This is a genomic window from Methanocorpusculum sp. GPch4 (assembly GCF_012062385.1).
Taxonomy (GTDB): domain Archaea; phylum Halobacteriota; class Methanomicrobia; order Methanomicrobiales; family Methanocorpusculaceae; genus Methanocorpusculum; species Methanocorpusculum parvum.
Genome location: NZ_SIJA01000076.1, coordinates 92,106 through 113,151, shown reverse-complemented (window position 1 = coordinate 113,151; position 21,046 = coordinate 92,106). Strand labels below are relative to the sequence as shown.

Annotated in this window: 23 protein-coding genes; 15 read left to right on the top strand and 8 right to left on the bottom strand. The window is 53.4% G+C overall.

What is annotated here, in order from left to right; genetic code table 11:
• Nucleotides 1-22 precede the first annotated feature (22 nt).
• The 10 genes from EYA77_RS07160 to EYA77_RS07115 all read left to right on the top strand — a co-directional run bounded on the left by EYA77_RS07160 (nt 23) and on the right by EYA77_RS07115 (nt 10,054).
• Entirely contained in the window at nt 23-349 is a 327-nt protein-coding gene (locus EYA77_RS07160) for a DUF1959 family protein (protein WP_180738265.1), read from the top strand.
• Nucleotides 346-825 (top strand): NADH-quinone oxidoreductase subunit B family protein, encoded by a 480-nt coding sequence (locus tag EYA77_RS07155; protein ID WP_042699944.1) that lies wholly within the window; start codon nt 346-348, stop codon nt 823-825. The genes EYA77_RS07160 and EYA77_RS07155 overlap by 4 nt, the downstream gene beginning before the upstream one ends.
• Nucleotides 822-1,907 carry a nickel-dependent hydrogenase large subunit gene (locus EYA77_RS07150; protein ID WP_042699942.1) on the top strand — a complete coding sequence of 362 codons (1,086 nt, stop codon included), beginning with the start codon at nt 822-824 and terminating at the stop codon, nt 1,905-1,907. Before EYA77_RS07155 ends, EYA77_RS07150 begins: the two co-directional genes overlap by 4 nt.
• Before the next feature lies 1 nt (nt 1,908).
• Nucleotides 1,909-2,505, top strand: coding sequence for a 4Fe-4S binding protein (locus EYA77_RS07145; RefSeq protein WP_167816314.1), 597 nt, complete (start codon nt 1,909-1,911; stop codon nt 2,503-2,505).
• Nucleotides 2,506-4,206 (top strand): formylmethanofuran dehydrogenase subunit A, encoded by a 1,701-nt coding sequence (locus EYA77_RS07140; RefSeq protein ID WP_042699936.1) that lies wholly within the window; start codon nt 2,506-2,508, stop codon nt 4,204-4,206. It abuts the gene before it with no gap.
• Nucleotides 4,203-4,973, top strand: a complete 771-nt coding sequence (locus EYA77_RS07135; protein ID WP_042699933.1) for a formylmethanofuran dehydrogenase subunit C — start codon at nt 4,203-4,205, stop codon at nt 4,971-4,973. Before EYA77_RS07140 ends, EYA77_RS07135 begins: the two co-directional genes overlap by 4 nt.
• A gap of 195 nt (nt 4,974-5,168) precedes the next feature.
• Complete coding sequence (argH, locus tag EYA77_RS07130; protein WP_042699931.1) at nt 5,169-6,647, top strand: argininosuccinate lyase; 1,479 nt, start codon at nt 5,169-5,171, stop codon at nt 6,645-6,647.
• Entirely contained in the window at nt 6,644-7,879 is a 1,236-nt protein-coding gene (gatD, locus tag EYA77_RS07125) for a Glu-tRNA(Gln) amidotransferase subunit GatD (RefSeq protein ID WP_167816313.1), read from the top strand. Before argH ends, gatD begins: the two co-directional genes overlap by 4 nt.
• Entirely contained in the window at nt 7,879-9,708 is a 1,830-nt protein-coding gene (gene gatE / locus EYA77_RS07120) for a Glu-tRNA(Gln) amidotransferase subunit GatE (protein WP_042699925.1), read from the top strand. The genes gatD and gatE overlap by 1 nt, the downstream gene beginning before the upstream one ends.
• Before the next feature lie 67 nt (nt 9,709-9,775).
• A complete protein-coding gene (locus EYA77_RS07115) occupies nt 9,776-10,054 on the top strand; it encodes a DUF5350 domain-containing protein (protein ID WP_095642073.1) in 279 nt (92 codons plus the stop codon).
• A 176-nt stretch (nt 10,055-10,230) separates the two neighbouring features.
• Here EYA77_RS07115 and EYA77_RS07110 read toward each other — a convergent pair whose 3' ends face one another.
• A complete protein-coding gene (locus tag EYA77_RS07110; RefSeq protein ID WP_167816312.1) occupies nt 10,231-11,475 on the bottom strand; it encodes a tRNA (N(6)-L-threonylcarbamoyladenosine(37)-C(2))-methylthiotransferase in 1,245 nt (414 codons plus the stop codon).
• A 79-nt stretch (nt 11,476-11,554) separates the two neighbouring features.
• On the opposite strand from EYA77_RS07110, the gene ppk1 reads away from it, so the two are divergent.
• The 5 genes from ppk1 to EYA77_RS07085 all read left to right on the top strand — a co-directional run bounded on the left by ppk1 (nt 11,555) and on the right by EYA77_RS07085 (nt 16,975).
• On the top strand, nt 11,555-13,624 hold the full coding sequence (gene ppk1, locus EYA77_RS07105; protein ID WP_095642075.1) for a polyphosphate kinase 1: 2,070 nt from the start codon (nt 11,555-11,557) through the stop codon (nt 13,622-13,624).
• Nucleotides 13,625-13,679: 55 nt separating this feature from the next.
• Nucleotides 13,680-14,249, top strand: coding sequence for an HdeD family acid-resistance protein (locus EYA77_RS07100; RefSeq protein WP_042699922.1), 570 nt, complete (start codon nt 13,680-13,682; stop codon nt 14,247-14,249).
• A gap of 284 nt (nt 14,250-14,533) precedes the next feature.
• Nucleotides 14,534-15,103 carry a MerR family transcriptional regulator gene (locus EYA77_RS07095; protein WP_095642076.1) on the top strand — a complete coding sequence of 190 codons (570 nt, stop codon included), beginning with the start codon at nt 14,534-14,536 and terminating at the stop codon, nt 15,101-15,103.
• 71 nt (nt 15,104-15,174) lie between these two features.
• Complete coding sequence (locus EYA77_RS07090; RefSeq protein ID WP_167816311.1) at nt 15,175-16,338, top strand: hypothetical protein; 1,164 nt, start codon at nt 15,175-15,177, stop codon at nt 16,336-16,338.
• 139 nt (nt 16,339-16,477) lie between these two features.
• Nucleotides 16,478-16,975 (top strand): hypothetical protein, encoded by a 498-nt coding sequence (locus EYA77_RS07085; protein WP_167816310.1) that lies wholly within the window; start codon nt 16,478-16,480, stop codon nt 16,973-16,975.
• 59 nt (nt 16,976-17,034) lie between these two features.
• Here EYA77_RS07085 and EYA77_RS07080 read toward each other — a convergent pair whose 3' ends face one another.
• The 7 genes from EYA77_RS07080 to EYA77_RS07050 are packed head-to-tail and all read right to left on the bottom strand — an operon-like array spanning nt 17,035 to nt 21,016.
• Complete coding sequence (locus EYA77_RS07080) at nt 17,035-17,217, bottom strand: hypothetical protein (RefSeq protein WP_095642078.1); 183 nt, start codon at nt 17,215-17,217, stop codon at nt 17,035-17,037.
• 24 nt (nt 17,218-17,241) lie between these two features.
• Nucleotides 17,242-17,619: a YigZ family protein gene (locus tag EYA77_RS07075; protein WP_042699914.1), complete on the bottom strand. Its 378-nt coding sequence runs from the start codon at nt 17,617-17,619 to the stop codon at nt 17,242-17,244.
• Complete coding sequence (locus EYA77_RS07070; protein WP_167816309.1) at nt 17,616-18,227, bottom strand: DUF5591 domain-containing protein; 612 nt, start codon at nt 18,225-18,227, stop codon at nt 17,616-17,618. The genes EYA77_RS07075 and EYA77_RS07070 overlap by 4 nt, the downstream gene beginning before the upstream one ends.
• Nucleotides 18,228-18,229: 2 nt before the next feature.
• Entirely contained in the window at nt 18,230-18,475 is a 246-nt protein-coding gene (locus EYA77_RS07065; RefSeq protein WP_042699910.1) for a PspC domain-containing protein, read from the bottom strand.
• Nucleotides 18,476-18,499: 24 nt separating this feature from the next.
• Nucleotides 18,500-19,210: a HesA/MoeB/ThiF family protein gene (locus EYA77_RS07060; protein WP_042699907.1), complete on the bottom strand. Its 711-nt coding sequence runs from the start codon at nt 19,208-19,210 to the stop codon at nt 18,500-18,502.
• Nucleotides 19,207-19,839: a TfuA-related McrA-glycine thioamidation protein gene (locus EYA77_RS07055; RefSeq protein ID WP_042699905.1), complete on the bottom strand. Its 633-nt coding sequence runs from the start codon at nt 19,837-19,839 to the stop codon at nt 19,207-19,209. Before EYA77_RS07055 ends, EYA77_RS07060 begins: the two co-directional genes overlap by 4 nt.
• Complete coding sequence (locus EYA77_RS07050) at nt 19,811-21,016, bottom strand: YcaO-related McrA-glycine thioamidation protein (RefSeq protein ID WP_167816308.1); 1,206 nt, start codon at nt 21,014-21,016, stop codon at nt 19,811-19,813. The genes EYA77_RS07055 and EYA77_RS07050 overlap by 29 nt, the downstream gene beginning before the upstream one ends.
• Between the last annotated feature and the right edge of the window lie 30 nt (nt 21,017-21,046).

The window sequence follows — 21,046 nt, the reverse complement described above, 5'->3', positions numbered from 1 at the left end:
GTATGAAAGGGATCTGACCCCCATGAAACTGACATCGCTCAGCGGTGTCCGGCAGAATGACGTGACGATCGCGCTGGCAAACCGCCTCGGCATCTCACGTCAGCGTATGCGGAGAATTCTGATCCAAAAATGTGATCTGATGACATTGGAAAATCTTGGACCCAGATATGACGCAGCCGAGATACAGGCTAGGTCCGACGAGATCGGAGATGCCCTGTCTCTGCCGCATCTCTCAACAGCGGCCGGGATCCTCACAAAAGAACGGGCGGATCACTACCGCGCTCTTGCCGGGGAAAAAGACGCCGTAACTGCAGATATTCTCAGGATGATCCTGGAGGAGATATCATGAGTGTTCTGCAGCAGATAAAAAATGCCGTTCGTCAGCGTTCGATCCATGTATGTTATGTAAATACCGGATCCTGTAACGGATGCGATATCGAGATCCTCGCCTGTCTTGCCCCGAGGTATGATATAGAACAATACGGGATCTATGTCCACAACAATCCAAGAGAGGCCGATGTGATCCTTGTGACAGGCGGCATGTCTCCCCAGTGGATCGATAAATTGCCCGATTTGTGGGGTCGTGTACCTGACCCGAAAGCGGTCGTGACTATTGGAAACTGCCCGATATCGGGATGTGTATTCAACCGGCCGGGTAAACTGATCGATCCGCCGGTCAGTAAATATATCCCGGTCACGGCGGCGGTACCCGGATGTCCGCCGAGTCCGACGGAGATCATCACCGCGATCCTCGGCGCGGCAGACATACTGTTCAGGGATTATGAGGTTTCGCAGAAGGAGAAGGAAGGAGGGCAGAAGAAATGAAAAAAGTCGTTGATGTATCCCTGCCAGTCGGACCGGTCCATCCCTGTTTTAAGGAACCCTGCAGGATCAAATGTGAAACGCGGGGAGAACGGGTCGTGACCACCGAAGTGGAACTCGGATACGTAAAGAAAGGGATCGAAAAGATCATGGTCGGGCGGCCCTGGCAGGAGACGATCTTTCTTGCAGAGAGGGTCTGCGGGATATGTTCTGTCGTCCACAATACGGTGATCGTTGAAGCTCTGGAAAAGATCAGCGGGATCACGGTTCCAAGAAGGGCAGAACTCCTCCGCTTGATCTTGAACGAACTTGACCGTATCCAGAGTCATCTTCTTGCAAACTACTCATACTGCTACACGATCGAGCATGAAACGCTTGGCATGTACCTGCTTAATCTCCGTGAGACCGCGATGGATTCGATCGAACTCATGACCGGGACACGGATCATGGCGGCCTATGTGGTTCCCGGGGGAGTTCGTGAAGATCTGTCCGCAGAGAATGCGGCAGCCATCCTTGCAGGCACCTATCATATGGAGAAGGAACTCAAACGCTTTGTAAAGATGTTTGAGACCGGACCGATGATCGGTCTCAGGTCAAAAGGGATCGGCGTCCTTTCCATGCAAGATGCCCAGGCATCGGGTGTGGTCGGCCCGACTGCCCGTGCTGCAGGCCTTCCCCGCGATGCAAGAAAGGCTGACCCTCTCTATCTGGAGATGGGGTGGCATATGATCACGAGAACTGAAAGTGACAACTTTTCCCGGATAATGCTCAGGTTCGACGAACTCTTCCAGTCTCTGAATCTGATCAGAAATGCCGTCGCCGCTCTTGAACCCGGAAAGATCCGCAACGGCGGAGAGATGAAAGCAGGCAGGATCAAACACACGATCGAAGCGCCAAGGGGTGATCTCACCTACGACATCGAGATAGACGCGGCCGGACAGGTGGTTTCTGTCTCGATCCAGACGCCGTCTATTCCAAACATCGAAGTGGCGACCCATGCGATGATGAAAGATCTGGCATCTGCTGCTGATGTAACATCGACGTTCATCAGTGCTGACCCCTGTATAGCCTGCGCGGAGCGGTAGAATGACCCTGTTTACCTATGTTCATGAGTTCCTGCGCCTTTCCTGGCTGAAGGCATTTTTTACGGTAAAGACAGCGCCCCTGACAAAACCATCCTACTTCCGGGATTTTCCGGAGCTGACCGGAAAGGAATGCACCCACTGTCTTGCCTGCAAAATGATCTGCCCCTGTCCGGGCGCGATCGATGTGGTCCAGACGGACGGCGTGTGGAATCCCCAGATCACGCAGGGTCATTGTGTCCGGTGCGGATACTGCGTGGAGGCATGTCCGGAAGATGTCCTGACCAGCGGGGATCTTCTGGCACGAAAACATGCCCAGGGCCTTGTCTTTACGCATGAATACATCGTAAAAATCAATACGGACCTTTGCACAGGCTGCGGAAACTGCACGACCGCGTGCCCCGCAAATCACGAGTTCGATCCGCTGATCAGTGCAGGCGGGACCTCAAACTCTCAGGAGGGGGTCATCCGGGTCGAGCATGGTAAAAATAAGGTCATGCACAATGAACGATGCAAAGGATGCAAAGTGTGTATGGAAACCTGTCCAAACGGTGCGATCCATGTGATTCGAAACGTGGCTGCGGTCCAGGAGGAGGCGTAAATGAACTATATCATCAAAAATGCCTATGTCGTCGACCCGGTCAACAAAATATCCGGCGAAAAGATGGATATCTTTGTTGCCGACGGCAGGATCACTGACGAGGAGCCGAAAAATGCCGAGATCATTGACGCCGGAGGATTCCTGACACTTCCCGGGGGGATCGATTCCCATACGCATATCTGCGGAACAAAGGTCAACTTCGGCCGATATATGAGTCCGGAGGATATGCGGGCCGGCCGTGCTCCGCGAAGAAACGGGATGCGGGCCGTTTCCGGATACAGCATCCCGACAACCTACGGGAACAGTTACCGGTATGCCCAGATGGGGTACACGACCCTCACCGAAGGCGCCATGGCCCCGCTGGAAGCCCGCCACACGCACGAAGAATTTAAAAACACCCCTCTGCAGGACGGACTCATTCTGACCCTCTTCGACGGAGACTGGGGCGTGATGCGGGCAGTAGCCTCCGGCGATATCAAACGGGCCGCCGCGCTTATAGCCTGGCGTCTGGATGCAGTCAAAGGATACGGCGTGAAACTCACCAACCCGCTCGGCGCCGAGATGTGGAGCTGGGGAAAAAATGTGGAATGCATGCGAAAACCGATCCCCGAGTTCGACCTCAGTTCGGCGGAGTACATCAAAGGCGTGATCGAGGCAAACGAGATGCTGGATCTCCCGCATTCGGTCCACCTCCACTGTAATAACCTGGGCAAACCGGGAAACTTCACCTGCACGATCGGCTCGATGGGGCTCGTTCCTGATCTGAACCCAAAACGGCAGACCTGCTATCTCACGCATGTCCAGTTCCATTCATACGGCGGGACCGGATGGGGAGATTTCTGTTCGAAGGCCGAACCGGTCGCAAACATGGTGAATCTGCGCCCGCAGATCACCATCGATATGGGCCAGGTGATGTTTGGACGGACCACGACCATGACGGCGGACGGTCCGATGGAGTTCAACCTGTACCGTCTCCATCAGGACAAATGGAGTAACCATGATGTCGAGATGGAGACCGCATCCGGTGTCATTCCGGTGATCTACCGGCGGAAAAATCTGGTGAACAGCATCATGTGGGCGATCGGTCTCGAACTTGCCCTTCTCGTGAAAAACCCGTGGCAGTGTATGCTGACGACCGACAGCCCGAACGGAGCGCCGTTTGTCAAATATCCCGAGATCATCGGACTTCTGATGAGCAAGGAATACCGTGACCGTGAGTTTGCCACCATCCACCCAAAGACCGAAAGCCGGGTTGTTCTTCCTGCGCTGGACCGTGAGCTGACCTTCGAAGAGATCGCCGTAATGACCCGGGCGGGTCAGGCGCGTGCTCTTGGTCTTATCGACAGAGGGAAAGGACATCTCGGGCCAGGAGCCGAAGCCGATATAGCGGTCTATCCGTTCAGACCCGACAGACTCGACCCGTCAAAACAGTATGCAGAAGTCATCAGAGGGTTCGCACAGACAAAATACACGATGAAAGCTGGTGTTCTGATATCCAAAGACGACACGATCCTTGCCGACAAACAGAACCGGATCTTCTGGTGCAGCCCGAAAGTTCCGGAGAAGTATGATATGGCGAAAGATCCGGATCTCATCAAAACCTTTGAGAACAATTACTCGATACGCATGGAAAATTATGCGGTCGATGAGAAGTTCTATCTTTCAGGCAGTGTGAAGATCGAGACGGAGACGCGATTATGAGACGGATAACCCTGATCTTACGCGAGGAGATCGATCCATTTCTGCCGATCGAAGCAGAATCGATCAGCCCTGAGATCCTGTCAAAGAGGATCGACGTGCCGGTTTATGTGGGAAATGAGCAGAAGCTGCTCAAGGATGTCTTCTACATCAGAGTTGACGGGGAGGCAGCCGGCCCTTCGGCGACCGAGATCATTCTGGTCGGTGACTGTCATCAGGTCAAACGTATCGGTGAATACATGACCGACGGGAAGATCATTGTCGAAGGGGACATCGGGATGCACTGCGGGGATTTTATGAGCGGCGGCACGATCGAGATCATGGGTGATGCCGGACACTGGCTTGGTCGTGAAATGCTTGGCGGAAAGATCATCTGTCATGGAAATGCCGGTAACTACTGCGGCTCCGGGTATCGGGGCGGAAGAAAAGGTGTCAGAGGCGGCCAGATCTTTGTTGAGGGAAACGTCGGTGACTACTGCGCCGAGTGTCTGTTTGGCGGCCTGGTCCACGTAAAAGGAAATGCCGGCATCCATGCCGGAGGTAATATGAAGGGCGGCAAACTCCTGATCGAAGGAGACTGTCTGATGCCCTGCGGAGATATGTTCGACGGAGAAGCGACGATCTACGGCCATGTTACGGATTTCCTTCCAACATTTGTACAGACAGGTCACATAACCGAAAAGGGACACAGACTCACGGTTTTCAAAGGTGATATGGCGCACAGAAACCCGAAAGGGACCCTGCGTGTAGGATCGTTCGAGCGAATCTGAGAAAACTATTCTGGACGCATACAGCAGAGCGGATCATGCAGAGCTTTTCTCATGATCCCTTCCTCTTTTTTCTCTCAAATCGAGATGAGCTGATATTTCTTCTGATGAAAAAACTGTGCGGCAGCTTTTCTTACTGCATGCACTCAACCATTTTAACTCCTCCGAACCAAATAATTACACAGGTTTAGAGTTTACATGGCAAAAGATCAGATTCGTAACGGAAGACTGGAAGGCGGACGTTCTGCCCTGGTAGAACAGTATCTTTCCTCAATGGAAGCTGACCGAGAGATAGCGGACAGCGATATCCGGGTTGATATCGCGCATATCCTGATGCTTAGAAAACAGGATCTGATCGATGCAGTATCTGCAAAAAAACTGCTCACGACGCTGCTGGGCTATATGGAAAACGGTCTTCCTGCCGATGTATTCGATATGACCCGCGAGGATATCCATGCCGGGATCGAAGCTCAGCTCATGGCTGATGCGGGTTCTGATGCGGGCGGGCGGATGCATCTTGGCAGGAGCAGAAATGACGAGGTTGCGACCTGTCTTCGCATGCGGACCCGTGAACTCCTCATCGACACGCTGACCGCCTTGTTTGAGCTGCGTCAGTCTCTGATCTCCCGCGCAGAGGAGCATACGACCACAATAATGCCGGGTTTTACGCATCTTCAGCATGCTCAGCCGACAACGCTGGCTCATTACCTTCTGGCCTACGAAAGCCTCTTTGCCCGTGACACTGCCCGTCTCTTCGATGCCTACACGCGTGTCAACATCTCCCCTCTTGGATCGGCCGCCTTTGCCGGAACGGGTTTTGCTATCGACAGAAATCTCACTGCCGCGTATCTCGGATTTGCAAACCCTATGGAAAACAGTATGGATGCCGTGGCGAATCGTGACTTCATCGCAGAAACACTCAGTTCGCTTGCGATCCTGATGACGAACATCAGCCGCATCTGTGAAGAGCTGATCCTCTGGTCAACGTCATTTGTCAGATTCGTTGATCTGAATGACGCTTACTGTTCGACAAGCAGCATCATGCCCCAGAAGAAAAATCCTGACACGCTCGAGATCATGCGGGCAAAAAGCGCCGCCGTGATCGGAGAACTGACAGCAGCCCTCACGCTGATCAAATCGCTTCCCATGAGCTACAACCGCGATCTGCAGGATCTGAACCCGCATCTCTGGAACGCCTTCCGTCAGACGAATATGTCTCTGCCCCTTCTGGCAGAAATCATTTCTACTGCAGAGTTCAATGTGCCTGTGATGAAAAAGCAGGCTTCGGCCGGCAATACGACCGCCACCGAGCTTGCTGATTTCCTTGTCCGCGAGTACGGCATCCCGTTCAGGACCGCACACAACATCGTCGGACGCGCCGTGAAACTCGGATCTCTCGAGCTCGACGTCGTGGATGCCGCGGCAAAAGATCTTGCGTCGATCTCGCTGAAAGAGAAGGGACTGACCGAAGAAACCATCAAAAAAGTCCTTCATCCGGCAACGATCCTCCGGCAGAAGCAGAGTTTCGGTTCGCCGAATCCGAAGATGATGAAAAAAGCCGTAAAAGTGGCAGACATCCGGCTGGTCCAGGATCAGGTGACCGCCGATATCCTGCAGGATCAGCTCAGAGATGCGGATGAAAAAATGAAAACAGCCATACAGGAGCTAGATTTATGAGTCTGAACAACAGTGATCCGGTAACCGTAAGATTTGCGGGAGTCGAGATGGACGGTATTTATATCAACCGTTCCGGTGAGAATGCGATCGTAAAACTTTCAAGCGGATACAATATCTGTGTCCCGACCTCCCTCTGCTCCACAAAAGAACAGACGGTCCCTGCAGAAAAACCCCGCGTGCTGCCGATAAAACAGGATCCGGCTCTGCCGCTTCTTTCAATAATATCGACCGGCGGAACGATCGCAAGCACCGTCGATTACCGGACCGGGGCCGTTTCCTCCAGATTTACAGCCGAGGACATACTCCGCAGCATCCCTGAACTTGCAGGGATCGCACGGTATCACACCCTTCAGCCGTTTCAGGTCCTTTCTGAAAACATGAATCCTGCCATGTGGCAGGAGCTTGCCGGAACGATCCATGACGAGATCCTGCACGGGTCAGAGGGGATCATCATCACCCATGGTACAGACACGATGCTCTACAGCGCGGCGGCGGTTTCCTTTATGCTGGACACTCCCGTTCCGGTCGTGTTTGTCGGGGCGCAGAGGAGCGCCGACCGTCCAAGCAGTGATAATGCGATGAATGCGATCTGCTCGGCGAAAGCGGCCGTCAGTCAGATGGGAGAGGTCGTTGTCTGTATGCATGCGAACGAGAGCGATACGACCTGTGCTCTTCACCGGGCGACCCGGGTCCGCAAAAATCACACCTCACGCCGTGACGCGTTCCAAAGCATCGGACGTGGTCCTGTCGGAGAAGTGAGTTATCCCGACGGAACGGTCGTTCCTGCAAAAGATGCGGTCCTTCGCGGAACAAAGGAGCTCCGCCTCGCGAATAATCTTGAACCGTCCTGCGGTCTCCTGCAGTATTATCCAGGCATGGATCCGGCAGTCTTTGACGCCTTCAAAGGTTACAAAGGTCTCGTGATCGCAGGAACGGGTCTTGGACATGTGGGAACAGACTGTATCAGCCGGATCGCCGGTCTTACGGCGTCAGGAACTACCATCATCATGACGTCCCAGTGTCAGGCGGGAAGCGTTTGTGACCGCGTGTATGAGACCGGCCGTGATCTTCTGGATGCCGGCGTCATCGAAGGAGGAAGCATGCTTCCCGAGGTCGCACTCGTGAAACTGATGTGGGTGCTTGGAAATGCAACGCGAAAAGAGGATATCCTCCGTCTGATCAGGACAAACCTCAAGGGTGAACTTGAATATGATCTTTGGAGGTATGCATAATGGATTATGAAGCAGTCGGTCTGAAAGCAGGACTTGAGATCCACCAGCAGCTGAACACGAAAGAAAAGCTGTTCTGCCACTCGCCGACGGTCATCCGTGACTCGGCGGAACACACAGGCGAGGTCAGCAGATATCTGCGTGTCGCCGTATCTGAGATGGGGGACGTTGACCGGGCGGCAAAGGAAGAGCTGATGAACCAGCGTCTTTTCACATATTACACGTATGATACCACCGGTCTTGTCGAGATCGATGAAGAGCCGCCCGCACCCCTCAACCCGGATGCGCTGGACATCGTTTTGACGATCGCCAAGATGTTTGAGATGACGCCCCTTCCGGAGATCCATACGATGCGCAAGATGATCGTGGACGGCTCGGCGACCAGCGGTTTCCAGAGAACTGCCCTGGTCGCGCTGAACGGAGCGATCGAGCACGCCTGCAGGGTGGAAACGGTCGCGGTAGAAGAGGAGGCATGTCAGCGTGTCGAAGACACGATTTTCTCTGTCGACAGACTGGGAATCCCGCTCATCGAGATCACCACCTCTCCCTGCATGAAGACCCCGGAAGAGGTCCATGACATCGCCCAGTATATCGGGATGACGCTGCGTTCGACCGGCCGGGTCAAGCGCGGGATCGGCACGATCCGGCAGGATGTCAATGTCTCGATCAGAGACGGCGCACGAGTGGAGATAAAAGGCGTCCAGGAGCTAGATCTTATCGCTGAGGTCGTCCGCCGCGAGGTCCAGAGGCAGCTCTCGCTGCTTGCGATCCGGGATGAACTCCAGGCAAGAAATGCACTGGTGAACGGAGAAGTGTATGATGTCACCTCTGTTTTTGCCAGGACCCAGTCCCAGGTCCTGAAGAAAGCACGCGTGATCCTTGGAACCGTGCTCCACGGATTTAACGGCCTTGTCGGTCTGGAGATCCAGCCGGATCGCCGTCTGGGCTCGGAGATGTCTGATTACGCCAAGAAATGCGGGGTGGGCGGACTTTTCCATACGGACGAACTGCCGGCCTACGGCGTGACCGAGGAGGAGGTCCATGTTCTGAAAGAGACCCTCGGCGCCGGACCTGAGGACGCCGTCGTTATCGTTGCATCTACGGAACAGAAATGCCGGTGCGCCATGCAGATGATCATCCGCCGGGCGAAGATGGCGTTCGAAGGTGTTCCCGAAGAGACCAGAAAGATGCTGGAAGGAGGTTCGACCGCCTACATGCGTCCGCTTCCGGGCGCTGCGCGAATGTATCCGGAAACTGATATTCTCCCGGTCCCCGTTACCAAAGAGTACTGGGAGAGCATTGCAGCCCCTGAGCTTTTGACGGTGAAAGCAGAGCGGTTTGTCGCCGAATACGGACTCGACCCCGGTATGGCACGGCAGATGGCGTTCTCTGAAGAACTTCCGCTGTTCGAGCGCGCAGTATCCGAAGGGATCCGGCCGGTGTTTGCCGCACGAACGATCCTTGCCTCTCTTAAAGAGCTGTCACGAGCGGGCATCTCCTCCGACGCTTTATCCGATGACGCGATCATTGCCGTCATGAAGACGGTCGAGGCCGGAAACGCCGCTAAAGAGGCTGTTTTAGATATTCTCACGGCATGCGCCAAAGGAATGTCAGTCTCCGATGCGGTATCGCGGGTCGCTCCCGCATTCTCCCGCGAAGAGCTTCAGGATCTGGTACATGGTATCGTGAACGACCGTGTGGAGTTCATCCGCACCCGCGGGAAAGCGGCTCTGGGCCCGGTCATGGGCGTAATCATGAAGGAGGTCAGGGGAAGGATCGACGGGAAAGTCGTTTCCGAAGTACTGGATGAGGAACTTGGCCGGATCATCTGAGGTTATACAGGTGAAGCATAGAGATATGTTTAAGTGAATGGGGCACTAACAAAATACGGAGTTCAATATGGGTAAGACAGGAAGTATCAACTGGCACCAGGTAAAAGGTGTCAACGGTCAGATTCGCCTTGTCCCGCAGAAAGAGGGAGAGGTCAAAAAGCCCGGACCGAATCAGAGATTCAAGAGAGCAAGCATCGTCTCCAAGATTGAGAGCCGCATGGCAAACAATCCGCAGCAGGGACGCGGACGCGGACGCGGGCCGAAGATCGCAGATCAGCGTATCCGCCACCGGATCCGCCGCTCGAAGAAATCGATGATGGGCGCAAAAGCAAAAGCAAAGCGTTAACATTTCTCATCAATTTTTTTACATTAACATCAATACATGATGCGGAACCCCGCGTCATTATTTTTCTCTTGTTTTAGAAAGCAGAACTAATTAGCGCATACGCTTCTCTTCAGGCAGTATATCCGGGATATCCCGCGGCGTATAACGAATAAAAAAAGAGGACCGTCTTTTTCGGATCAGATCAGCTCCCCGATCAGATAATGACGCCGGTGTCCGGTTATTTTTACCCGGATCTCTGTTCCGATCGGGATATCCTGCATAACCACGATGTTCTGATAGGTCCGATCGCGCGCCGTGACACTGCCCAATTTCACCACTTCTGTCACGACTGCCTTGAGAATACGGCCGATCATCTCTGCATTATTGGCATCATACACCGAGTTTGCCGCCGTGGTAAGCTCCCGCGAACGCTGTTTTTTTATCTGTTCCGGGATCTTTTTCATCTTTGCGGCAGGCGTGTTTTGCCGCACGGAAAAGCGAGTAATATTCACCTTCCCGGGTTTTGTCCGCCGGATCTGTTCCACAGACGCCGCCGCATCTTCATCCGTCTCACCGGAAAATCCGGCGATATAATCCGTGCTTATCCGGATATCGGGAAACGCTTCCCGGGCCCTTGTACAGATCTCTTCATACTGGGCAGAGGTATAGCGGCGCCCCATCAGTCTGAGGACAGGGTCAGACCCGGACTGAACCGGTATGTGCAGAAACAAAAAGATCTTCGGATCCTGCAGAGCTTCAAGAAAATCATCGAGAAGCGGCAGGAGCGTATCAGGATTTGCCATCCCGATCCTGATCATAAAATGACCCGGGAGCTTACAAAGCGCCCTGAGGAGATCGGGAAGTCTCTGCCCGTCGTTTCGGTCCATCCCCCAGGAAGAGGTGTCCTGAGCGGTCAGCTGGATCTCGGACGCTCCCGCTTTGATGATGCTTTCGGCCTGCCGGAGAATATCCTCTGCCGGAAAACTCACCAGTTTTCCCCGCGCGAGCCGGGTTATGCAGTAGGTACAATGACCATTACATCCCCGGGCGATCTGGAGAACACCATTTGTTCCGGAATGCGCCGTTGCGACCTCCATATAGCAGGCGTGGATATGATCCGGATCGATGATATGGATGTGAGGATACCTGGTTTCGAGAACCTCTTTTGCGACCGGAGGCAGACATCCGGTAACAAACAGGAGTTTTTCTGCATAACAATCCAGACGTTCATACATGTGCTGCTCGGTCCTCCCGATCACCACGCAGGTATTGATCAAAACCGCGTCCGCCTGATCTGCCGACAAAGCAGGAACACATCCCTGACTTCTCGCGATCTCCATAAGCTTCTCGGTATCCCCTGCATTATAGGTACACCCGTAGGTTTCGGTAAAAATGGAGAGATTTTTCAGAAGCTTCAGTGATCCGGCGGTTTGTGCGTCCATGAGTACCTTACTATTTTCTGCCCGCAGATAAATAATTAAATAGTATTCAGACTATCATTGTAAAACGGAAATACAGAATATGGGAAGTATACATAAACCCGGAAAAACCCGGAAAAACAGGTATGTAAGAAAAGCCACGCGGTTTCCAAAAGAGTCGGGACGATATTTCAACCGTGAGCTTTCCTGGCTCAAATTCAATGAACGAGTATTATTCGAAGCGGAAAATACCGACAATCCCCTCCTTGAACGGGTGACCTTTCTCGGGATCGTGGCAGGAAATCTGGATGAATTTTTTATGGTCCGGGTGCCTGCGTATCAGAAAGGCGCCACCTACTCGGCTGATGAATTCAGCGAAGTGATCGGCAGCAGCACCCAGCTGGAGATGATCTACTCACGCGTCATCGTTCTGATGCGCCATATGGCCGAGGTGTGGAACAATGATCTGGTCCCAAAACTCGCTGCGGAGGGGATATTTTTCCTCCGGTATGCGGAGTGCACCGATGAGGAGAAAAAAGCCTTCAAAAAGGAGCTCGAGGAGGAGTCGTTCACCATTCTCCGGGGAGACCGGTTCTCCGACATTCAGCATGACGAGTATCTCCACGGATTTGCCATGCTCGTTCAGACAGACAAAGGGCGAGCTGTCATCCCGGTCCAGAGGATCATTGATGAGAAGGGTAGATTCGTACCGGTCGGCGATCGGAAAAATACCTTCATATTCCGTGAGGATCTGCTGAAAAAACATATCCTGTCACTGTTTCCGGATGAGACCGTGTACGCCGTGATGCCGGTTCGTCTGACGCGGGATTCGGATCTCGATCTCAAAGGCGACGATGCCGATGATCTGATCAGCGCCATCATGGATGCGCAGAAAACGCTGGCGAAACGGTATCCAAGCAGACTTGAAACGCTGGACACGATGCCGTTTGGCTATATGGCCCCTCTCGTGGATGCCCTTTCCCTTGTCCCGGAACTCGTGTATGATATGGCCGCTCCCCTTGGCCTCATCGATCTGAAAGAGTTCCCGGTAAAACGTCCGAACCTGAAATTTCCCCCGTATACCGCGTCCCTGCCGTCCGGCCTGTCCGGGAACGTATTTTCCGCGATCGCCAAAAGAGACCGGTTCATGTTCAACCCGTACAACAGTTTCGACGGGCTGATCCGTTTCATGTCGGCGGCAGCCGATGATCCTACGGTCGTAAAGATCCAGATCACGCTCTACCGGCTGGGTTCCGAGTCTCCGGTGATCGATGCGCTTTTGGCAGCGGCAAAAAACCGAAAAGATGTCACCGCCGTTGTTGAACTGAAAGCGAGTTTTGATGAAGAGACCAACTTCCGCTGGGCGACGAAACTCAAAGAAGGGGGAGTGAATGTCATAATGGGATATCCCGGCGTGAAAGTCCATGCAAAATGCTGTCTGATCACCAGGATCGAGAATGGACAGATCGTCAGATATGCAAACATCTCCACCGGGAACTACAATGCAAATACCGCAAAGATCTACGCGGATATGGCCATATTCACAGCAAATGAGGAGATCTGCACGGATGCCGCGGCAATGTTTGCGATGCTGGCCGGCACGTTCTCTTCCCCGGTCTACCGCCGGCTGATCATAAGCCCGAACTCGATGGACCAGGAGATCATCCGCAGGATCGAACGGGAAGCGGAGATTTCCGGGACGAACGGGCGCATCATCATGAAGATGAACTCGCTCACGGATCGGGACATCATCAATGCGCTGTATGCCGCCTCAGAAAAGGGTGTCAGGATCGATCTGGCGGTCAGAGGAGTATGTATGCTTCGGCCGGGGGTCGAAAAGCTCTCGGAGACGATCAGTGTGATCTCGGTTGTCAGCAGATTTCTGGAACATGCGAGGGTGTATTACTTTGAAAACGGCGGGGATCCGGAGGTGTTTATCGGCAGTCCGGATATGATGCCGAGGAATCTGCACCGGCGTATCGAGATCCTCTGTCCGATCCTGGATAAACGGATCAAAAAGGTGCTGATACAAAAAATACTCCCTGCGTTCATCGACGATCCGGTAAAGGGGCATACGCTGGATGCGTACGGGAGATATCACCCGCCTGAGCGGAGACCCGGCGAACTGAGTTCCCAGCAGAAGTTTATCGCGATGCAGAGGGCGTGGAGATAGACAGTCTTCTTTTTTTCGGATATCTTTATCATCTGTTATGTGACAGTATGTCAGTATGACAAGTGTTGTAATCATTGAGCAGGAACTCAGGCCAAATGCCTGGAAGATTCAGATCCTTAAAGCGGTCATATTTGTTCTGTTTGGAGTGTTCTGTCTCGTGTTTCCGTTCTCTGCCCTGAATCTCGGCGCCTATCTGGTCGCATTTTTCCTGCTGTTCGTTTCGATCGCAGCATTGTTTTCCGGATTTGCCGCATTCGGCGAGCCGAAGACGACCTGGTGGATGATCGTGCTTGGTGTCATAGGTATCATTATTGCAGGATATTCGTTTTTGAACCCTGCATTTATGATCACGTTCGGCACGATCTGTGTAGGAATTATCGCCCTTCTCTCCGGCCTGACCGATATCATCCTTGCCTTCAGTCAGGGACTTTCGGCAGGTATCCGTGTTCTGACCTTTATTTTAGGTGTTCTCGGCCTTCTCGTCGGACTGATCTTTCTGCTTCAGCCGGGGATCGGTGCCGAAGTTTTGGTCGTTCTCTTAGGGATCTTCCTTATCCTCGGCGGGATCGTTGCTTTCATTGAAGGTCTTCTGTTCAAAAAATTCATTGCTGAAGTGACGAACTGATCATTCATTTTTTCTTTTTGATAGGACTTATGCGGTGTTGTGATCTTGACCGAAATAAACTGACGTACGTATGAGATGCACTTCGATTTCGAGCAAGGGATTCGTTTTGACACAAGAGAAAAACCAACCGCGCCGATTCGCGGTTGGTTTTTATCTCATCTGTCCACACCCAACAACCTCCTTCCTAAATTAGGACCACACCCACACCGCGTAAGTACCATTTGAAATACCGCGAGTGCCAAACCTTTTATTATATCGGTGCAATAGAATCAAAGAAGAGCAGTATGGCGGAAAATACAAAAAAAATCGCAGAGATCTCAGCAATTCTCGGCATCGACGAACAGACCTGCCGGACAATAGCAAAAGAGTATGAAGAGATCCTCCCCTGCAGGAAAATCGGAAAAGTCAGCGTCTACGAAGACAATACCGTAGACCGGTTCAGAAAGATCGCCGATCTTCAGGCCCAGGGACTCCCAAAAGAGGTGATCGTCCCGGCGATCCGCGGAGGGAAATCCCTGATGGAGCGGGCAATAGAAGATATGAAAAAGATGGGGGTGGATATCCAGACCGAACCGAAAAAAGAGGCGCCAAAACCGATTCCGCGTTCCGAGACGGAAGAGGAACTCATTCTTGCCGTTCGATCCGCCCAGACAAGCATTGCCGCAATGGAACACCGGCTTTCTGCGTTCCGGGAAAGATCCGAGGCCGATACCACTGCGATCCTTGACGCGGTCTCTTCCGTCTCTGCAGAAGTTGCAGAACTGAAAACCCAGGTGCATACTCTCTGGGATCAGATAGCTACCCTGGAAGAGTTCCTTCGTGCATCCCAAAACAGATCTTTCTGGAAACGCTGAATCCTCAGTATACCCCCCGCAGCCCGGACACAAAACCCTAATCCCTCACGCACCAATATCTACCTGATATCATGCCCTCCCAGTGTGCCGTATGCAAAGGAAAAGGACTCTGTGGTCTGCCAAGCTGCCCGATCACGCGGCGTTTCCATGCACTGAAAGACACACAACCCGTTTCTGAATATATGGGAGCGTCTCCTTCGGTTTTCGTCGGCAGTTACGGCTATCCGCGGGTCGTCGGCGGCCCCCTTATGATCAACGATTCCGACAACCCTCTTGACTGGGTCAGACAGGGATTCTCCATCGATGATATCGTTTCCGTTCGTTCCAGAACGATCCGGGGAGGATCCGATCTGGATGTAAAGATCCCAAACATCGGCAAAGTTCAGGAGATCGCCCTTTCGGCCAGGCCGCTGGACGTCGAGGTGGCGTTTGAAAAACCGGTCTCGTTCGATATAAACTTTGACGGGACCGTCACCCCGGTCGGCATGTCGGGTGCGATGAAAAAACTGGATGTCATCGACAATGCCTCGGTTTCCCGGATCGTTGACCGATGTACCTCGGATACCGATCTCAAGGCAACCGAGGCGGCACGGATCATGTTTGAGAATGGGACGGATGTCTACAAGATCACAAACCTCCTGACAGCCGGCCTTCTCGGGGTGAAACGCCGCGTTGTCCCCACCCGCTGGGCGATTACTGCCACAGACGACATGATCTCCACCTCGATCAAGCGCGAGGTCATAAAAATGCCGGCTCTCCCCGAGTATCAGGTGTTCTCCGGGACCCTGTATGGAAATACGATTTGCTTCATTCTCATCCCGTCAAACGACTGGAGGTTCGAGATGCTCGAACGCTGGCAGAAACATTCTCTCTGGTCCGGGGACGAGGAGACCATAGTCGTTGACGGGGAGAAGGGGCTCAGCAAACCGAAGTATTCTCCAATCGCGGGAGCCTATTATTCGGCAAGACTTGCTGTTCTCGAGTATCTGAAAAGCATCGGGAGATGTGCACGGGTCTTGTGTATCCGGGACATTTCCGGTGAGTACTGGGCTCCTCTTGGGACATGGGTCATCAGAGAAGCCGCCCATGCATCGCTTTCTTCGCCTGCTGACCGGGTGGGAACACTTCAAGAGGCGCTGACTTCGGCCTCGCAAAAACTCGGGACCAGTTTCTGGATCCAAAAAATGGGTCTGCTCAGAGATATCAGGCAGCAGAAGACGCTCTTTGAGTTCTGAAATATCGGGCAGTCCCAAATCAACGGCGGCAGAGCCATCACAAAAATAAACTTTTCAGACAGCATATCTACATCTATTGTATGATCCGCACGCCGATGCCGGCAGTTGTCAAAAAGCATCGGAAGACGGAGGAGAAAACATGAAAGCTATCGTTTACGAATCAAACACAGGATTTACGCAGAAGTATGCAGTAATGCTGAGCGAAAAGACCGGCATTCCGGCATTCCCGTTAGAAACGGCGAAGAACGAACTTCAGAAAGGAGAGGAGATCTTTTTCCTCGGGTGGATCTGCGCAGGGAAAGTCAGCGGGTATGCGAAAGCCGCGAAACTCTTTTCCGTGCAGGGAGCCGCCGCGGTGGGAATCATGTCTCCTGATGAGACCACGATCCCCCAGCTGAGGGAGAACAACAAGATCACCGATATCCAGCTCTTTTTCCTGCAGGGAGGGGTAGCTCTAGAAAAACTCAGCATGATCAAACGCAAGATCCTGAACATGGTGGCCAAAACGGTGGAGAAAGCCGGACCGAAGAACGAAGGCGAGAGAGAGATGATCGATGCCCTCCGGATCGGCGGGGACTTTGTCAGGGCGGAGAATCTGGATGAGATCGTTGCGTTTATTCAGGAAAAAGAGAGATAATCTTTTTTTGCATATCTCTCTCCGCCAAAAAACTGACAACTCTCAAAAAAAGTATACGTTCAGGTCCGTTTCCCTTCAAGGAACTCAGCCGGAACATTGTGTTCGAACGTAGCTCTGACATCCTGCGCCCGGAGATAGCGCACCATAACATTCATCGTACAATCCTTCCACTCTGGATCCCACCACTGACAGGAACCCAGAACACAGGCCTCCTTCAGCAGCGGACATAATCTCTCACTCATAATCCATTACTTATCGCCGCAGGATTATAATGCCTTTCTTCTCTCCTCATACTCCGTCACGACACCGTTTCCCGCTTCACGAAACGCCCGCGCCACGCCGGCAGGACCAAGCTTGATCCCGCCGAAAAGCCGTGAAACGATCAGAACATGACTCGAAAGACCGTGCCGTTCCAGGATCTCGGCAAGCACGCGGCCCGGAGAGCCGACCTCCCCGTCCGCACGGCTGTCCAGAAACGTCCCAAAGGCTGCCGCATAACAGTGATGGGCTGCCTTTTTATACAGCTTTTCATGGATCTCGCGGATCGCGGCAACATCATCGACCGAATCAATCTCATACAGATGAGCGTAAAACTTCGATTTCTTCTCATCCAGTCTGACGGCCGCGACCTCCCGAAACGTCATATCTTCCTGTCCCTCATCTCAGTCAGGGCAACTCTGAACTCATGCAGATACTCCTGCATGGAAAGACTCCCTTCCGGAAACGGACAGTCCGCATCGTAAAGCTTGTCGATCATAGGATTTGTCGGATAGATCTCCACAGGAATGCCGGTCTGATGAACGGCAGCCTCCATAGCTTTTCTGAAAAGCCCTATGCAGTAGGCTATCCGGAAGGTATAGGTATCCTTCGTCTTCTCCAGATAGCCGGCGATACGTCCCGTCTCGATCCTGAGAAAGTCATCCTTGATCTTCTGATCCTTCACATTGCCGAGCATATAATGATAATGGGCAAACGGATACATCAGTTCAAGTTCCGCAGGAACCGTCCCGCATGTGCCGAAGATCACGACATGATACTTCGACTTATCCAAAAACACGTCATCAAATACGGAATGAAACAGCTTATGGCTGGGGCTCGAACTATAGGGTTTTCGCACTGCACAGGGAATAAAGATCCCGATATCCCGCGGAGCAACAGAATACTCCCTGATTATGTATTGGTATGCCTCTTCAAACTGGGGCAGATAAAACGGGGGATCGGTCAGATCCTGCGGATCCTCCGGCGGATGCATGATTATTCCTTAACTTTGAACTCGGCGTCGACGGTATTCGGGTCAAGGGCTTTTGGCCCGAGCGGGACGAAGATCCACATCAGGATATAGATCAGGATGCTTGGGATCGTCAGATAGGGAATGAGCGTGACAACGACCCAGATAAGCCGTACGAGCCAGGTCGGGGCATCCAGATATTCTGCGACCCCGCCGCAGACGCCTCCAAGGAACTTATCGGTCTGTGACCGGTGAAATGTTTCCAGTATCATGTCCTACATGTTTTTCCCGAGAGGCTATAAGGTTGTGCACACAGGACAGCGGGGACTCTTTTTCACGGTAAAGACCTCCATGGAGTTCTGCGCTCCGTCATAGAGCAGCAGTCTGCCGGCAAGCGTGCTGCCGATACCCGTGAGATGCTTGATGACCTCAGCAGCTTCGATACTGCCGATAACACCGGCTGCAGCGCCGATCACAGGCGTTTTTGCCGTGGTTTTCGCATTCTGAAATATGCACGAAAGACACGGCGTCTTTCCGGGAACGACAAGAGTCGCCTGACCGGTGAATCCGGAAACGGCGCCATGCATCAGAGGAAGACCAAGATCCAGGGCCGCTTTGTTCAAAGCGAACCGTGCGGAAAAATTATCCATACAGTCAACGATGATGTCGGCATTTCCTATCAGCCTGCGAACGGAAGCCTCGTCGATCTTTTCAGAGAGGGCCGTGACGCGGCACTCGGGATTCAGGGACTCAAGGGTCATTTTCGCGGATTCTGCTTTGGAGGCCCCGATCCGTTCTTCGGTGTGGAGGATCTGCCGGTTCATATTGGAGAGCTCGATGACGTCCAGATCACAGATCCGGATCGAACCGATCCCCGCGGCGGCAAGGTACAGAGAAGCCGGCGAACCGAGCCCTCCCGCTCCGGCGATGAACACCGTTGTGTCGTGCAGTTTCTTCTGACCCGCTTCTCCGAGGAGAGGCACCTGCCTGACGTAGCGTTCGTTCACAGCATATCCCTCACGGTTTTCAGGCACTCGACCGCATCGAGCCGTTTCTGATCAACGGAATGCTCTTTGAGCCAGGAGGTAAGCCGGGTTTTGGTTTCGTCACTGACGAGAGCGTCTTTGATGACCCGCCGGTAGGTCCGGTCGGGATAATAGATCTTTTTGCAGGCGGAAAGGAGAGCTGTCGCCTCGTCGTCTGTGATGATCCCGTCATGGCAGGCTTTGGAAAAACTCGCCCGCATATTGACCATGGGTTCGGAGAGCGCGATGCCTGTTTCCGCATCATAGACGAGTCCTACCTCGTCATCGGCGATGATCTCACCGGATCTGTACTGCTGATAGATCTTGCCAATACCGGTCATTCCGAGAGTATCCAGTTCGGATGCGCGAAGCGCCCCCATCGACGAGGAGCCAAAGACTTTGACGCCGGAACGTATCACGCCGAGAATCTCCCGGTGGCCGACAGCCTCGTCCTGGAAAAAGACGCCGTCGATGATGACCATGATATCCGCTTTCTCTGCCGCAGCAGAAGCGTCGCCGCGTTTTACCGGGGGTAAAAAGACCGCGTCAGGGAGGATGGATTTGGCAGACGCCTGATCCAGACTAGGACCGATGAAGACGACGACGTTCAATGTCCACGCACCTCTGTCCTCTGCGTTCGTTGTCGATGGTATAACACTCAAGTCCCGGAACAACGACTCTGACGACCGGGATCTTGAGTTCAGGATCCGTGAGGTCACAGACGATGACCCGGTCAAGCCCGACGGCGGCAAGATTTTTCACGATCAGCTCGATGTCGGTCTTGAAGTCACCGGAGGAGTTGTCCAAAAGCTCGGATGCGGATCTATACTCGTCGCCTTTGAACCAGTAGGCGTTCATCCGTTTGACCCGGTCATAGCCCATCATCTCGCGGAACTGGGCAATGGTCGCATCCTCGCGTGCTCCGTGGATCTGGGTCGCCCGGCTCTGGGCAACTTCGGATAATGCCCGGATCATGGCGATCTCCGGGTTGGTGTGGGTCCCCATGCCGATGGTGAGAAGCCGGGGATCTTTGAGTTCGATATCATCGGAAACGGCGGCGATCGTTGGGATCCCGACGTCGGAGGTGATGTCTCTGAGGGTCACCTCGACTCCGGCGGCAGTGAATTTTGCGAGCATATCGGCCGCTTTTTGCGGAAGATCAGTGAGTTTTGGACCGGTGTTTCTGGTCGTCTCAACCAGAGACCAGGCATCCCGCTCGATCACTTCGGTGAGCGCATAAAAGATCGCCTCTTCCAAAGTGTTTCCCGACGCGATCCCGTTTGAACTGGTTCGAAACAGAGTGGGATAACTGAACGGATTGGGATGGATGACGGCGCAAAGCGGGAGTTTGACCGGTTCGTTATTGGTTATGTCCCATCCGTCGACCCAGGGGATCTCCAGATTCGGGTCTGTCGAATTGGGGAGGATCAGGTCTTTTGGATCGACCGAAGTCTCGGTTTTCCGGATATTGCTGTAGGAGAGATTTGCGATGTCACGGGGGATCGCTTCCGCCGAGTAGCGTTCGATCCCTTCCATGATCCCGGCGACGCGTGCCTCGGCGGGTGTCCCGCCTTTTCCATTGTATACGGAGATCGCCCCGTCGGCTGCGGTCGGGCGGATGCATGAGTATACCGGGATCCCGATCCGGTCGAGATCAGTGATGTCAGCAACGCGGGTGATTCCGGCTTCCGGAACATGCTGTTCGATCCGCCTGAGGGTCTCGTCCGGTGTGCAGCTCCGTTCGGTCCACCCGGCGTAAACTTTGGGAGATGACTGCAGTTCTATCATTGTATGAGTATCTGCGGGGAAAGCTAAAGT